Origin of the sequence: Taibaiella helva, assembly GCF_003545695.1 — a bacterium.
Classification (GTDB): Bacteria; Bacteroidota; Bacteroidia; order Chitinophagales; family Chitinophagaceae; genus Taibaiella; species Taibaiella helva.
The window spans coordinates 82380-96199 of record NZ_QUZZ01000014.1 but is presented as its reverse complement, the minus strand read 5'-3'; the positions used below and the strand labels follow the sequence as shown (position 1 = coordinate 96199).

Sequence of the window (13820 nt, the reverse complement as noted above, 5' to 3'; positions counted from 1 at the left end):
ACAAAGCGGCTTTGCCGCTTTATTTCCTGAAAAAGTTCATTACACGCCATTCACCAGCGGGATCACCCTGGTACCGATCAGCGCTATTGACTTGTAAACCTGCTCGCTGGTAAGCCCGGGATTATCCATCTGGAAAGTAAATCTTGCAATGCCGCCCAGGGCTTCGCTGTGACGCAGAATCTTTTCCGCTACTTCCTCCGGACTGCCCACCACATAAGCTCCGGTCGGTCCGGCCTGCGCTTCAAACCCGGCACGGGTAGGTGTTGGCCAGCCCCGCTCCTTACCGAGCTTCCCCATCATTTCCTGGTATCCCGGAAAATATTCGTCCTTAGCCTGCTGTGTGGTTTCGGCAACATAGCCCAGGGAATGCAATCCTACTTTTAGCTGCTCCCGGGGATGGCCCGCTTTTTCCCCGGCTTCATAATACAGATCTATGAGCGGCCTGAAATTGTGCGTTTCGCCACCAATAACAGCCACCATCAATGGAACGCCCAATGTACCCGCCCGGACAAAGGATTCCGGCGTACCGCCCACACCGATCCATACCGGGAGCGGCTTTTGTACCGGTCGCGGATAAATGGCCTGTTCCTGCAGCGCCGGCCGGAACCGCCCTTTCCAGCTTACTTGCTCATGATCGCGGATAGTCAGCAGCAACCCGATCTTCTCCGCAAACAGCGCATCGTAATCCCTGAGATCGAATCCGAACAAAGGATACGCATCAATAGCGGAGCCCCTGCCCGCTACAATTTCGGCGCGGCCTTTGGAAATAATATCCAGCGTGGCATATTCCTGGAATACCCGCACCGGGTCAGCGGCGCTTAACACGGTAACGGCGCTGGTGAGATGGATGTTTTGCGTGCGGGCAGCCGCCGCGGCAAGTATCACCGCAGGTGCAGCATCTAAAAACTCTTTTTTGTGATGTTCGCCCAGGCCAAACACATGCAGCCCCATCTGGTCCGAGTATTCGATCTTTTTCAGCAGGGCTTCCATGGCGTCCCTATTCTGCTGCGCATCGAGCGGGCCGTCGTAAGCCCCTGTAGCAGCGAAACTGTCTATTCCAATTTCCATAATTGCTTTTATTTTCTGTTTAAAACATGTTTGCGTGAGCATCATGCGCGCTACAGGATCGGATAGAGGCTATCCACTTCCCTATCCTGTTTCCTGCAGCAAATTTGAGCGTTTACACACAGAATGAAAATGACAAACATCAACAAAATCTATTATCAAATGTCATTGCATCAAGGTCCATTGCTCATGCGCTTCGCCTGTAACGCTATATTGCGGATTCCACCCCCTAAGTTGTCGTGCTGACACCGTATCCGGTACCGGAAGGCGCACCATCTTTGCATTGTCAATAAAATCAAACGAAATCAACAACGAAATGAAAACACGTAATTTGCTTCAATCGATATTGCTATCTGCTCTCTTTATGTGCATAGCATCCCGGTCAAACGGGCAACAGATCAAACCTTCCCAAAGCGGCTACGCGCCGGTTAACGGTATCAAGGTGTATTACGAAGTCTATGGCGAAGGCAGGCCTATCGTTTTGCTGCACGGCGCATTTATGACCATCAATACAAACTGGAGCGAATTGATCCCGGAGCTGTCCAAAACCAGGAAGGTCATTGCTGTTGAATTGCAGGGCCATGGCCATACTGCCTATTCCGACAGAAAATTGTCGCATGCTACTTTGGCCAGCGATGTGGAAGGCGTAATGGATTACCTGAAGATTGACAGCGCCGATGTAGCGGGGTTCAGCTTTGGCGGTGCAGTGGCTTACAAATTCGCGATACAAAGCCCCAAACGGTTAAGGAAGCTGGTTATCATCTCTGCTACCTATAAAAGTAAAGGCTGGCTCCCCGAAATAAACAATGCGTTTAAGACCATGAAGCCTGAGCTCTTTAACAACACGCCGATGAAAGCCGCATACGATGCCATAGCGCCGGATAAAACAAAATGGACTAAGTTTCTGGAGCAAATGATCGCTTCCGCCCGGGAACCTTACGATTTCGGCGATGCCCATATTTCGAAAATTGCTTCGCCCGTACTCATCATTTCCGGAGACAATGACGGACTGGATAAGATAGCGCTGATCAAAACATATCAATTGCTGGGCGGCGCTGTGGCTGCGGATCTGGGGACGATGCCCCGGTCACAGCTCGCCATTGTTCCTGCACAAGGACATATCAGCCTGATGATGCAGACGCCAACGATCCTGAACTACCTGAATAATTTTTTAAAGTAGGCATTGCTCCGCAAGAGCAAAATATAAAGCATAGCGTAACAGCAATACCTTACCATAAAAAAGCAACACAATGAGAAAAATAACTGTTTTGTCCATGATCACATTGGATGGCGTGATACAAGGACCCGGCGGACCGGGGGAAGATACCTCAGGCGGCTTCAGGTATGGCGGCTGGACGGCGCCTTACGGCGACGAGGTTTTCGGCAGGATCATGCAGGAAGAGCTGAAGCCTGCAGACTATCTCCTGGGCAGAAAAACCTTCGACATTTTTGCCTCTTACTGGCCTCATCATGCCGACTTCTGGCCGGGCATCAATGAAGGCACCAAATACGTGCTGTCACAAACCCTGGAAACGTCAGACTGGAAAAATACCGAGTTCCTCAAAAACCTTGCCGCTATCCGGGAGCTGAAACAATCGGAGGGTAGCGATATCCAGGTATGGGGCAGCAGCGAGCTCATTCACCTGTTGCTCCGGCATGACTTGGTAGACGAGCTCCGTCTCAAAATTTATCCCGTAATCCTGGGTGAAGGAAAAAAGCTGTTCGAAAACGGAGCGGCACCGGCAGCCTTTACGTTAATAGAAAGCCACGTGACCACAAAAGGAGTAATTATAGCTTGCTACAAGCGGGCCGGGGAAATCGTAACCGCTGATGTTGAAATATAAAGAAGCCTAAATAGGCAGTATCCCTTTCGTACACCCTAACCCAGGTCCTGTTGGTGATTATTTACTGCACAAAAAATGCAGTGCCGTTTCTGAAATTTGGTAAACAAAACTTCGTTAACCGATTTCACAATAATCATGAAAAAATCAAAAATGGCCGCCAGGCGCCTGGACCTGAAAAAGAAAATGATCGTAGCCTTACAGATGAATACGGTAATGGGCGGCGGGCCTATCTCTACATCTTGTATTTGCCCGCCCCCCGAGCCTGTCTGGACGGAATCGTGCCCCAATACCGTCGCTTGCTTTTCAGCAAATGATCGCTCGCTCTGCTGCGTTTAATACGGGCATCCGTCCCCTGATGCTTCAGACAACAAAACTTGCAAAGACCTGGCCTTAGTTGCCAGGCCTTTTATTTTGCCTGTCATAATTGAGCGGCCCCGATATTTGTCAACCTTAGGAAGCAGGAATCTATACCGTCATTTGCAGGTATTTTTATTCACAACCCATTGAAGACGGGATCACCCCCGGGAATTGTCGGGGCTTGCCCCGGCCGGTACGATAAGAGCGGTTTACCTTTGCCGAAACAACTCTTTTATGCGAAAACTAATGATGAAGATGTCGATGTCCATTGATGGTTTTGTCGCCGGCCCCAATGGAGAAAAAGACTGGATCTTCAAGACCGGGGACGAACAATCGAAGGCCTGGTCCGTCGCAGTAACCAGGGAGGCAGGGCTGATCATTATGGGCAGGAAAACGTTTGAAGTGATTGCGCCTTACTGGCCGACCTCGACCGATGCTTTTGCCGCGCCGATGAACGAGATACCGAAGGCCCTCTTTACCCGGAAAGGGTTTAAAGGTATCGATGCCGGACCGGTGCCCACTCCCGCGGCAGTCTCCTGGATCAATGCGCAGATCATTAGCGGCGACCTCGCCGGAGAGATCGGGGCGCTTAAAGCCGAAGCAGGAAAACCGATCCTGGCCATCGGAGGCGCCGGGTTCATGCGAAGCCTTATCGGGGAAGGACTCGTAGACGAATTTCACCTCATTATCCATCCCGTAGTATTGGGCAGCGGCGAGCCGGTCTTCGACGGCCTGACCATGCCCGCCTATCTGAAGCTGTCCGATACGAAAATTTTCCCGGGCGGAACCGTAGTGCACAGCTACAGCATATAACGACACGAAACCGCCCAGGCGGCTTCAAAGAGTCCCGGCGTTATGGATACTACCGGCTTCAAAACGGGAGAGAGCACTCCGGGCCGCAATCGGTATCAGCTGCTCAAAGCCATGCAAGGTATCCGTATCGTACGGTGAGCGGCATGGCTTATTGCGTGGCAGCACCGACTTCTGCAACCGGGACCAGGGTCGGGTTACAACAATCCCTTTTCCCGCATAAGTGCTTCCTGGCTGCGCTCGCTGATATACATAATGATCTTGGGCAAGGTCCCAGGCAAATGAACGAAATTGTGCGCCCCAGGTCACCGCAGCACCCTTGTACTGTCTGCTTATCGGGAATTCATTGAAGGCTACGATCCGCATGCTTTTCAAACCCGATCGCTCATTGGCCTGCCGCAATTGCTCCAGCCATTGCACAAAACTTTCATCATTACGGAAAGCGGCACTGCCTTCCGGGCCGGCCACCATAAAGCTATCTGCATAAAAACCGGCCAGCGGCTTCAGGTCGCCTGAGCAGCTGATTACGCCATAGCTTTCGAAAAATTCTTTTAATGCTGCATCTTTTTCCATCGTCATCCCGGTTTGAGGCAGGTAAAGAAAGGGTCCGTTCACCTGTAGCAGGAACAACGGCACCGCCCGCAAAAGGTTGGATAGCAGAATGGTAAATTTATGACAACGGGAAGGCGATAAGCATAAGTAACAATGCGCAAAATATTTTTCCATAATCTACTTTATGGCAGCGAAAGCAACCAGGCAAATTTATGGTATATCATGGCATAGCTTCTTTCCGGAATACATGCCGCTATATTGATCTGCGGAACCGATAAACATACTTTTAAACCCTAATACAAGAGCAACCCGCAAATAAAATTGCGCTCCCGCCGGCATTTCTTGTTAAGCGCAATCTTACACAACCGCTGTTTACCGGGAACAGCAGGACACCGTTTGTGGCGTCTCCAAATGGCATATAAAAACCCTCACCCATTTATAAAATGAACAACACAATTACATTCCGCATAGCAAATATCTCAGCATCCATCATCAGACCTGCGGGAAAACAACCCTATGCAATGTAAAAGTAAGCCAAAGGGACATCCCAGGGCGTTACAATTGTTAACGGCCGGCCGCCTCCATTAAGATATGATATCGCAAATAGTAAATTTGATTCTTAATTTATAGATTAATAAAAAGACGACATGAAAAAAAATCTTCTTCTCTTTTGTACGTTGGCTGCTTCCGGACTGGCGGGCATCAAGGCCAATGCACAGCTGGCATTGGAACAATTCGACAGCGGCATGCCCGCTTCCTGGACGGTGATCAATGACGGGCATCCCGCAGCCTGCTTTACCGTGGCTGCGCTGAACGACTCGCTTACCAACCACGGCTGGATCCTTTTCAAGCCACTGACCAACGGGAGCGTAAGCATGTTCACCACATCCTTTTTCACCAGCGCTACGGATACGGCAGACCGGTGGCTGATCACACCGTCCTTCCTGGTCAATAACGGTAATACGATCCTGAAATGGGATGACTGGGATTATGGCTCGGGAGAAAACCTGCAGATCCTAGTGTCGACCAATGCCGGAACGACTCCCGCCGACTTCAATCCTGTTCCCCTGTGGAATATGGCGCCATTCGCCGGCGATTTTGTAACGCACGGGCTGTACCTGGGCGATTATAACGGCCAAACGATCCGCCTGGCTTTCCGTGACAACAACCACAACCGCGGCATTCTGGCCATCGACAACGTGTCGACAACCGTACAAGCCAATGCTACGGATATGGCCACTACGGCTGTAGCGCCTTCTGCAGGCGCTATGGATGCCTACGTTGCTGTAGGTGGTTCCAAGAGCATTTCCGCTGTATTCAAAAACAATGGTGCGGTGCCCGTATCCAACGTTACAGCTTACTACCAGCTCGACAACAATACACCTGTAATGGAGAGCTTCAGCATTTCCCCGGCCCTGCAGCCCCTGCAGTCCGTTGAAAAGACATTCAGCACACCGGCCGCAATTACCACTGCAGGCAATCACAGCGTAAAGGTTTACGTGGCCCAGGCTGGTGAAGCGGTTCCTGCCGACGACACCATGTCTACCACATTGGTAGCGCTGGATTCGCTCGTTTCCCGCATGCAGATGTTTGAAGAATTTACCGGCGCTTCCTGCGACCCTTGTGCAGCCGCCGAACCCAATATCGACTCGGTGTGTGCTAACAACGCCAGCCGTATGAACACGATCCGTTATCATGTCAACATCCCTGCACGCGACCTGATGTATAATGTTACACAGACTGTCGTGAACGGACGGAGGCCTTATTACAACGCCAACTCCACACCCAGCGGCTACCTGAACGGTACTTATGTGTATCCCGGAGCCGGCTTCTTTACTTCGGAGCTGATCGGGCAGGAAACGACAGTAAGCCCCATCCGGATTACAGGAACGGCCTCCTACAACGCCGCCACCAATACCTACCAGGTATCGGCCGATATCAAGTCTTTTGATGCATTCCCTGCCGGACTGGTTGCCATGGCTTCATTAACGATCGATAAGATCACCTACAGCGGCAACATCAGCCTGGAAAGCAGGCCACAAAGCGTCTTTACCGACGTAGTTGAAAACCTGTTCCCCAGCGCTGCGGGCACGCCGCTTGCCGCTTTCACTGCCGGGCAGACCCAAACAATCAATTCTTCCTGGAAAGCCGATCACCCCTGGGGCGATGTAGCCGGTAACCTTACCTATACGGCGACTTCAACCGGTAAGATCACCATCTGGGTAGAGAACCGCGCCAAAAAGACTGTATACCAGAGTGTAAGCGTTCCCTTATCTGGCCTGCAGGACACACCCCTTGGCATCTCTTCTGTGAAGAGCGGCAACATCGACTTCCAGCTGTACCCCAACCCAGCTACGGCGCAGACTACCGTAAAACTAAACCTGCTGCGTGCGGGCACTGTTGCACTGCGCATCACTGATATAATGGGACGTGAAGTAAAAACTGTTTCCACGCATATGAATGCCGGTCCCGGTACCATCGGTATTCCTGTTGCCGGCCTGGTTAATGGTGTTTACAATATCAGCGTTACCACCAATGAAGGTAATGCTACCCGCCGCCTGACCGTATCCAGGTAAACAGACAACAAACTTATAGTGAAGCAGCTGACCTTATGGCCAGCTGCTTTTTTTATCTTTAACGGGTTCATGAATGAGTCGCCATCAAAGCCAGGTATGGTATTGAACCGCGCCGCATGCTGCTGACAATACCGCTCCCTTAACTGATAGCAAAACAATTATAGTCCGGGCTTCAACTGAAGGGAATATTATATTTTCAGGTAGTACTCCCGACATTATTTGTCCTTAGGCATGAACATCTTATTTCGGAGCAATACTGTCATCGCCAGCAGGCAGCAGCAGCCGCCAAAGACATAGATGGCTGCATAGCCATACCATCCAGCAATGATACCGGCAGCAGGCCCGGCAAGGCCCAGCGAGAGATCGAAAAAGGCTGCATAAGCGCCCAGCGCCGTTCCCCGCATCTGCGGCGCTACTTTTTTGATCGCCAGCACTCCGAGGGCGGGAAAGATAAGGGAGAAGCCGATACCGGTAAGGCTGCAGCCCGCGATCGCCATCGCCGCCGAAGAGGCAGATGCGATCAGCAATTGCCCTGCAGCTTCTATGACCAGGGAAACCAGCGCCACCGCATAACCCCCGAAGCGATCGGGAAAGGAAGAGAAAAGGATCCGCGTCACAATATAAGCGGCCCCGAAAGCCATAAAGGCCATCGACGGCGCACCCCAGCGCTGCTGGGTAAACAGCAGGAAAATAAAGGAGGAGATACAGGCAAAGCCGATGGCGGAAAAGGCCAGCCCCAGGCCCTGACCGGCGATCAGGCCGACCACTTTATAAAAGGGTGTACGGATATGCGCCGCATCCACCGGCAAAGCCGGAAGCTTAACCGTGGCCAGCCAGCTGACCGTCGACAGCAGGAAGATCATCGCAAATACACAACCTGCGCCCAGAGCGCCTTTCATCCATATGGCCAGGGGAGCGCCTACGGCAATACCCGCATACATGGCAATACCATTCCAGGTCATGACCTTTCCCGACTTTTGTGCCCCTACCAATCCGATACCCCAGGTGAGCGCCCCGGTAACGGCCAGGCTTTCGGACACACCATGAACCATGCGCGCCAGCAGGAACAAACTTGTTGCCAGGCCCGCATAGGGACTGAGCCATAAAGCTATGAGGTATACTACGCCGGAAAGCAGGACCAGTACGATACCCAGGTGATTACTCGTTTTAGCACCCCTGGTATCGGTAAGCTTACCGGCATAAGCCCTGGTGACCAGCGTCGCCAGCGACTGCAGTCCGATAACAATGCCTACAACCAGGCTTCCCTGCTTCAGGTCATTTTTAATATAGCCGGGTAGTACGCCCAAAGTCATGCCAATAGTGAGGTACACGGCAAAAACCGACACAATAATAGGTGTGATGAGGTTGACCAAGCCTTTCTCTGCCTTGTCCTGAATAGCAATATCCATTTCTGTTTTTTGTTTTCTTAAGATTAATGCATACCCTTTGACACCGTATTTCAGCACATGGGGTATCCTGCTTTTACGAAAGCAAAATTAGAAGGGACGTACAGGAACGCCGATAGCCGTTCAATGGCTATGATGGGACAAATAATGGTTTGGCACCCCGGAAGTCCAGGGCGGTCATCCCGGTATGTTTCCTGAAGAAACGGGAGAAATAAGCATGATCCTCATAGCCCAGCGCATAGGCGATCTGCTTTACATCCAACGCCGTATAATACAGCATGCGCCTGGCCTCCAGCAATACTTCCTGCTGTATCCAGTAGCTGGCGGAAAATCCCGTTACCTCTTTCAGCACCTCGTTCAGGTAAAGGGGAGTGATGTGGAGCAAAGCGGCATACGCTTTCACCTGTTTTACTTCTTTATACTGTGTGCGGAGCAATTGCTTGAAACGAGCTACCGTATGGTACTTTGGTTCGCCGATAAGACTCGCCGCCTGCCGCTCCTGCACCAGACCGGATGCAACCAGGCCGGAGATTGTCTCCAGCAGCGAGCCGAGCACACCAGCGCCCAGTGGCCGCGCCACTTCAGCCAGAACCTGCTCCAGGAGTGGGATCAGCTTAAAGACCGCATCTTCCCTGTCGGAAGAAACAGCCTGACGGACATTCAGGTAAGTGTCAAAAATATTCCGGTATTGCGGAGGCACCAGCGCAGTATCAGCAAACACCAGCCATCCCTTCGCCTTCCTGAAATCGATATAACGATGTACTTGTCCCGGCGCAATAAAACATACCGAAGGGCCTTTCATCCTTATCTCCTTAAAATCCACCTCCCATAAAAAGCTGCCTGCCTGCAACAACACAAACATATAATGATCGTCCCTGTGCGGTACAGGAACGACGCTCTTGAGACTGCTCAAGGGCTGTATATCGACACCAGCCGGCTTCAGCTCATCTCTGTGCAGGGCTATCGTGGATTTGCGCATGCTTTCTCTTCTGACAGGCCACATAGAATGGCGCCACGAAAATACCACATAATGATTATGCCTCCGTATTTATCGTGAGCAACTGAATTTTCTCGCAGCGACGTTATGATGCCGCGGTTATGAGACTCGAATACAAAGACACTAAGCTTTTCATCCCCTCCCGCAGCGGTGCGAAAGGGGATGAATAAAGCAGCACTTCGCGTCTTTCAGTCTTTTTGAACAACACTGCAGCTAACAGATCTACGAAACGAAGCGATCGCGATCCTTCATTCCGCATGCTGCGCAAGCTGCGCTCAGGATGACCATAGGGTGTTTACAGGTAAAGCAGCGGCGTAGCTGAGAAAAGGATACACATACTTGTTCGTGCCGTTGCTCCTTTGTGATCTTTCTACCGTTCAGGCTGCTATCGCATCCCGACCGGCATGCGTCGCGACACCACTGCGGGAAAGGCCAGCAACACCTTACCGCGTAGTATAGCCGCCATTGGCGAATATCGTCTGTCCTGTGATCCACCATCCGTCGGTTACCAGGAAAGACACCAGCGGTGCAATATCCCTGATGTTGGTGAGCCCGCCCAAAGCCGATGCCGATTTATGATAGGCTACCGCATCTTCCGTCTCCTGCCCGTAAAAGAAAGGCGTATCCATAGGTCCGGGCGCCACCGCGGTTACCGAAATGCCCCTGCCGCCAAATTCCTTGGAAGCTGCCCTGGTAAAATGTTCTACCGGTGCCTTCATGCCACCATAGGTCGAATACAAGCCGGTATAAGCAGCCAGCAGAGAAGTCACTATGGTGCAGATCTTTCCGTTATCGTTCAGCCGCTTGCCCGCTTCCCTGATAAAAAAGTAAGCCACCTTCGCATTGATATCGCTCATGCTGTCATACTCTGCTTCGGTAGTGTCTGTGATGCTTTTTTTGAGCACTTTACCTACCGTGTTGATGGCGATATCGACACCGCCGAACTTTTCGATAGCAGCGTCAAAAAGCCGGGTTACATTTTCCGTTTGGGTAAGGTCGCCCTGGAAGAGGAGGCCCTCTGCGCCTGCGGCCTGCACGTCGGCCAATGTCTTTTCCGCATCCGCTTTGGTGCTGTCGCTGTTGTAGTGTATCACCAGCTTTGCGCCGCCGGCGGCGAAGCTCCTGCTTAATAAACCGCCGAGATTTTTAGCGCCGCCGGCAATCAATACCACTTTTCCTTTTATTCCGTTACGTTCCATAACACTGTTTTTTATTTAGGCAAAGTTGCATGATATCTGCCGGTGCATTATGGTGAACTTTTCGGAATTTTTATAAGCGGGGCGCTTTGCCGCAGCTATCCCTGTAGCTGCCGGGTGTCATGCCCGTCCATTTCCTGAAAAATTTGGAAAAATTGGAAGGATCATAAGTAAGCGTCAGCGCAATCTGGGCAATAGATAGCGGCGAACGGGCCAGCAGCGCCTTTGCCCTGTCGATGATCTTTTCATCGTAGAAATGACAGGGATGATGGCCGGTTTCCTTTTGGACCGTGTCCGTAAGATGTTTGTGAGAGACCGCCAGCTCCCTGGCGATCTGGTTCAGCTCCAGGAAAACCGGCGCCGTACCATCGATCACTTCGTCGATATGGCGGTCCAGGAAACTGAAATACTGCCTGGTGATCTGCTTGCTTCTCTTTTCTTCTTTGCTTACCATAGGGCTATGCTTTCCCGATTAAGCGGGTGCTTAAAGTTCGGAATATTTGCAGGAACCGGCATGGTGAACTTTTCGGATAGACATTCAGCCGGCTTTCCGGCATACGACCTGCAAAAAAATAAAGGCAGGCCTACCACTTTCCGGGCTGACCTGCTCCTCTATCTCAAAATATTCTTTAATGCCGTAAGCGCCGAACTCACGTTGCACAGCAGCTTCATCGTAAAAGAAAACTTGTCCGCCCTTACCCACCTCAAAGGTATCTTCGCCCAGCGCCCTGCCCTTTCCGTAGTTCGGCGATTTTTTGGAGACAACCGAAAAGACCATCCAGCCGCCGGGCTTCAGCTGATTGTAGCAGGCGGCGATCATCTTTTTCCGCTGCTCCGGGTTGAGCAGGTACACCAGGCCGTAGCAGAAGATGCCTTCGTATACATGCGCATCGAAAGGCATATCGGTTACCGAGCCCCGGAAGATCTTCATGTCTTCGCCATAATGGGCCCTTGCCATATCAATCGCCTCCTGCGCAATCTCGATACCGGTTACCCTGATCCCGGCATCTGTAAAGATCTTTGCATTCCTGCCATAACCAATACCCGGCAGCAGCATGTCTTTGATGCCCTGTGCTACAAAAAGATCTCTGGCGTGGGCTGCGGAACGGCTGGGATGGAAACCCCACATCGCCTGGTGTTCCCTGAAGGCAGTGTTCCAGAAAGCCTGCATATCTCCTGCAGTGTTAGCCATCTTATCTTCGCTTGCTTCATTTATCGCTGTCATAGCTCATCAGTATGATTACCGATGCAAAAGTACCTATCTTTACTTTCCATCGGATAGCACTTTCCATTTGGAAAGTAGCTGTCAAACTGATAGCATTTCTAAAAAAAGCCTCATGATACCCGGAGAAAAAGACTGTTCCAAAGCCATGCTTTCTATTAAAGATGCCCTGGAAGCCCTGGAAGGCCGGTGGAAGCTGCTGATCCTGTATGCGCTGTGCAGCGGTCCCAGGCGTTTCAGCGAAATTGCCAGGGAAATCCCCGGCCTCGGTGACAAGACCCTGGCCAAGGAGCTGAAAAGCCTGCAGGCCAATAAGCTGATCCAGCGAACGGTATACGACACGGCGCCGCCCACCGTGGAATACAGCATGACGGCCCATGGCCGGTCGCTGCGCAAAGTATTGCACGAGCTATGGCACTGGGGGCGTGCGCACAGAAAAGCGGTGATCGGGAAATAGGCTCAGGAGCGGTTGGGACCGGCCTGAATGCGGGTCAGCTGCGCCAGCGTATAAGCGCCTACAGCCATCACCAGGTCCCGTACTGCCACATCGAAGTATTGGCCGCTGATAATGAGCTGCAATGCGATACAGATAAGCCAGGCCATAACGATATAGGCGCCCGCCAGCGGACGGATAAACACGATAAGTCCCGCAATGATCTCAATAATCCCTACGATCTTCATAAAGAGCATCGCGTCGAAGGGGATCATGCTCTGGTTCCGGCCCAGGTAGTCGGCCCAATGGGTAAGCAGGTTGGTAAACTTATCCAGTCCGGCCACAATAGGCACAATGCCATAAGTAAATTTTAACGTTGTCTGAACCTGTTGAATGGTTACCATGATAGTTTAACTTTGATCTTTCTTTTAGAGCCAAAGACAACAAAAAGGTTACAGATTTTTCTTTAAGTACAGGCAGGCCGGGAATAATACAACAATATTGTAACCTTTTGATCAAAACCGCATCCAAAGGCAATGACGGAACAACCGGAGAGGAACCTCGCTTCCATTCCCGACCAGGAGCTTACCGCCCGGATACTGGCAGGTGAAAAACAGCTGTTTGAGCAATTGATGCGTCGGTACAACCAACGCCTGTACCGCATCGGCATGTCCATACTGGGCAGCGACGCCGAAGTGCAGGATGCCATGCAGACGGCTTATATCAACGCATTCGAGCATTTGCCGGGCTTTGAAGGCCGCTCCTCATTAGGCACCTGGCTTACACGCATTATGCTGAACCAATGCCTGGGACAGAAACGAAAAGCCGGTCAGCTGGCTCCCGGTATACTTCCTGATGACAAATCCGTGAACATGAATACGCCTGCAAAAATGCTGATCAATAAAGAGCTGAGCGATGTGCTGGAAGAGGCCATAGCGCAGCTACCGGAGAAATACCGGCTGGTCTTTGTGCTGCGGGAGATCGAAGAGGTTTCGGTGCGCGATACTGCCGATGCGCTCAGCATCGAAGAAACCAATGTAAAGGTGCGCCTCAACCGGGCAAAGACCATGCTGCGGCAGCACCTGAGCGGCTATATGAAAGACCATGTCTACGGCTTTCATCTGTCCAGATGCGATGCCGTAGTCAATTACGTGCTGCAGCACCTGGGTATTGATCGATAGATTGGCTTAGCATCCACACCACCTGTTCTTTCAAAGGAAAAGAAACTACAAATTCTTTAACGCCACACTACTCACACGGATAGCTTTCGTTAGCTCTTCATTGCTCATTCCCATATCCCTTAGCTTCTTTACGATGGCAACAGCTTTCCTTCGTTCTATTTCATTGTGCGCTGCCTGTTGT

15 protein-coding genes are annotated in these 13820 nt (G+C 51.5%); 7 read left to right on the top strand and 8 right to left on the bottom strand.

Annotated elements, in window-relative coordinates:
* Positions 1–39: 39 nt before the first annotated feature.
* Positions 40–1068: an Atu2307/SP_0267 family LLM class monooxygenase gene (locus DZC79_RS18485; protein WP_118953102.1), complete on the bottom strand. Its 1029-nt coding sequence runs from the start codon at positions 1066–1068 to the stop codon at positions 40–42.
* A gap of 313 nt (positions 1069–1381) precedes the next feature.
* Here DZC79_RS18485 and DZC79_RS18480 point away from each other — a divergent pair, with 313 nt between their 5' ends.
* The 4 genes from DZC79_RS18480 (at position 1382) to DZC79_RS18465 (ending at position 4079) form a co-directional block, all read left to right on the top strand.
* Positions 1382–2245 (top strand): alpha/beta fold hydrolase, encoded by an 864-nt coding sequence (locus tag DZC79_RS18480; RefSeq protein ID WP_232831880.1) that lies wholly within the window; start codon positions 1382–1384, stop codon positions 2243–2245.
* 70 nt (positions 2246–2315) lie between these two features.
* Positions 2316–2909, top strand: coding sequence for a dihydrofolate reductase family protein (locus DZC79_RS18475; protein ID WP_118953100.1), 594 nt, complete (start codon positions 2316–2318; stop codon positions 2907–2909).
* Between the two features lie 50 nt (positions 2910–2959).
* Positions 2960–3223: a hypothetical protein gene (locus DZC79_RS21530; protein ID WP_198666946.1), complete on the top strand. Its 264-nt coding sequence runs from the start codon at positions 2960–2962 to the stop codon at positions 3221–3223.
* A gap of 277 nt (positions 3224–3500) precedes the next feature.
* Positions 3501–4079 carry a dihydrofolate reductase family protein gene (locus DZC79_RS18465; RefSeq protein WP_118953098.1) on the top strand — a complete coding sequence of 193 codons (579 nt, stop codon included), beginning with the start codon at positions 3501–3503 and terminating at the stop codon, positions 4077–4079.
* A gap of 24 nt (positions 4080–4103) precedes the next feature.
* Here the strand turns inward: DZC79_RS18465 and DZC79_RS18460 are convergent, their stop codons facing one another.
* Complete coding sequence (locus DZC79_RS18460) at positions 4104–4649, bottom strand: hypothetical protein (RefSeq protein ID WP_157977259.1); 546 nt, start codon at positions 4647–4649, stop codon at positions 4104–4106.
* A 626-nt stretch (positions 4650–5275) separates the two neighbouring features.
* Between DZC79_RS18460 and DZC79_RS18455 the strand changes: the two genes are divergently transcribed.
* Positions 5276–7204, top strand: a complete 1929-nt coding sequence (locus DZC79_RS18455) for a T9SS-dependent choice-of-anchor J family protein (RefSeq protein WP_118953096.1) — start codon at positions 5276–5278, stop codon at positions 7202–7204.
* Positions 7205–7419: 215 nt separating this feature from the next.
* Here the strand turns inward: DZC79_RS18455 and DZC79_RS18450 are convergent, their stop codons facing one another.
* The 5 genes from DZC79_RS18450 to DZC79_RS18430 all read right to left on the bottom strand — a co-directional run bounded on the left by DZC79_RS18450 (position 7420) and on the right by DZC79_RS18430 (position 12028).
* On the bottom strand, positions 7420–8613 hold the full coding sequence (locus DZC79_RS18450; RefSeq protein ID WP_118953095.1) for an MFS transporter: 1194 nt from the start codon (positions 8611–8613) through the stop codon (positions 7420–7422).
* Between the two features lie 127 nt (positions 8614–8740).
* Positions 8741–9589, bottom strand: a complete 849-nt coding sequence (locus DZC79_RS18445) for an AraC family transcriptional regulator (RefSeq protein ID WP_157977258.1) — start codon at positions 9587–9589, stop codon at positions 8741–8743.
* Positions 9590–10050: 461 nt separating this feature from the next.
* A complete protein-coding gene (locus tag DZC79_RS18440; protein ID WP_118953093.1) occupies positions 10051–10806 on the bottom strand; it encodes an SDR family oxidoreductase in 756 nt (251 codons plus the stop codon).
* 70 nt (positions 10807–10876) lie between these two features.
* Positions 10877–11257 carry a helix-turn-helix domain-containing protein gene (locus DZC79_RS18435; RefSeq protein ID WP_118953092.1) on the bottom strand — a complete coding sequence of 127 codons (381 nt, stop codon included), beginning with the start codon at positions 11255–11257 and terminating at the stop codon, positions 10877–10879.
* 84 nt (positions 11258–11341) lie between these two features.
* A complete protein-coding gene (locus tag DZC79_RS18430; protein WP_232831879.1) occupies positions 11342–12028 on the bottom strand; it encodes a class I SAM-dependent methyltransferase in 687 nt (228 codons plus the stop codon).
* Between the two features lie 112 nt (positions 12029–12140).
* On the opposite strand from DZC79_RS18430, the gene DZC79_RS18425 reads away from it, so the two are divergent.
* On the top strand, positions 12141–12482 hold the full coding sequence (locus tag DZC79_RS18425; protein WP_118953091.1) for a winged helix-turn-helix transcriptional regulator: 342 nt from the start codon (positions 12141–12143) through the stop codon (positions 12480–12482).
* 2 nt (positions 12483–12484) lie between these two features.
* Here the strand turns inward: DZC79_RS18425 and DZC79_RS18420 are convergent, their stop codons facing one another.
* Positions 12485–12862 (bottom strand): hypothetical protein, encoded by a 378-nt coding sequence (locus tag DZC79_RS18420; RefSeq protein WP_118953090.1) that lies wholly within the window; start codon positions 12860–12862, stop codon positions 12485–12487.
* A 132-nt stretch (positions 12863–12994) separates the two neighbouring features.
* Between DZC79_RS18420 and DZC79_RS18415 the strand changes: the two genes are divergently transcribed.
* Entirely contained in the window at positions 12995–13639 is a 645-nt protein-coding gene (locus tag DZC79_RS18415; protein WP_118953089.1) for an RNA polymerase sigma factor, read from the top strand.
* Positions 13640–13820 lie beyond the last annotated feature (181 nt).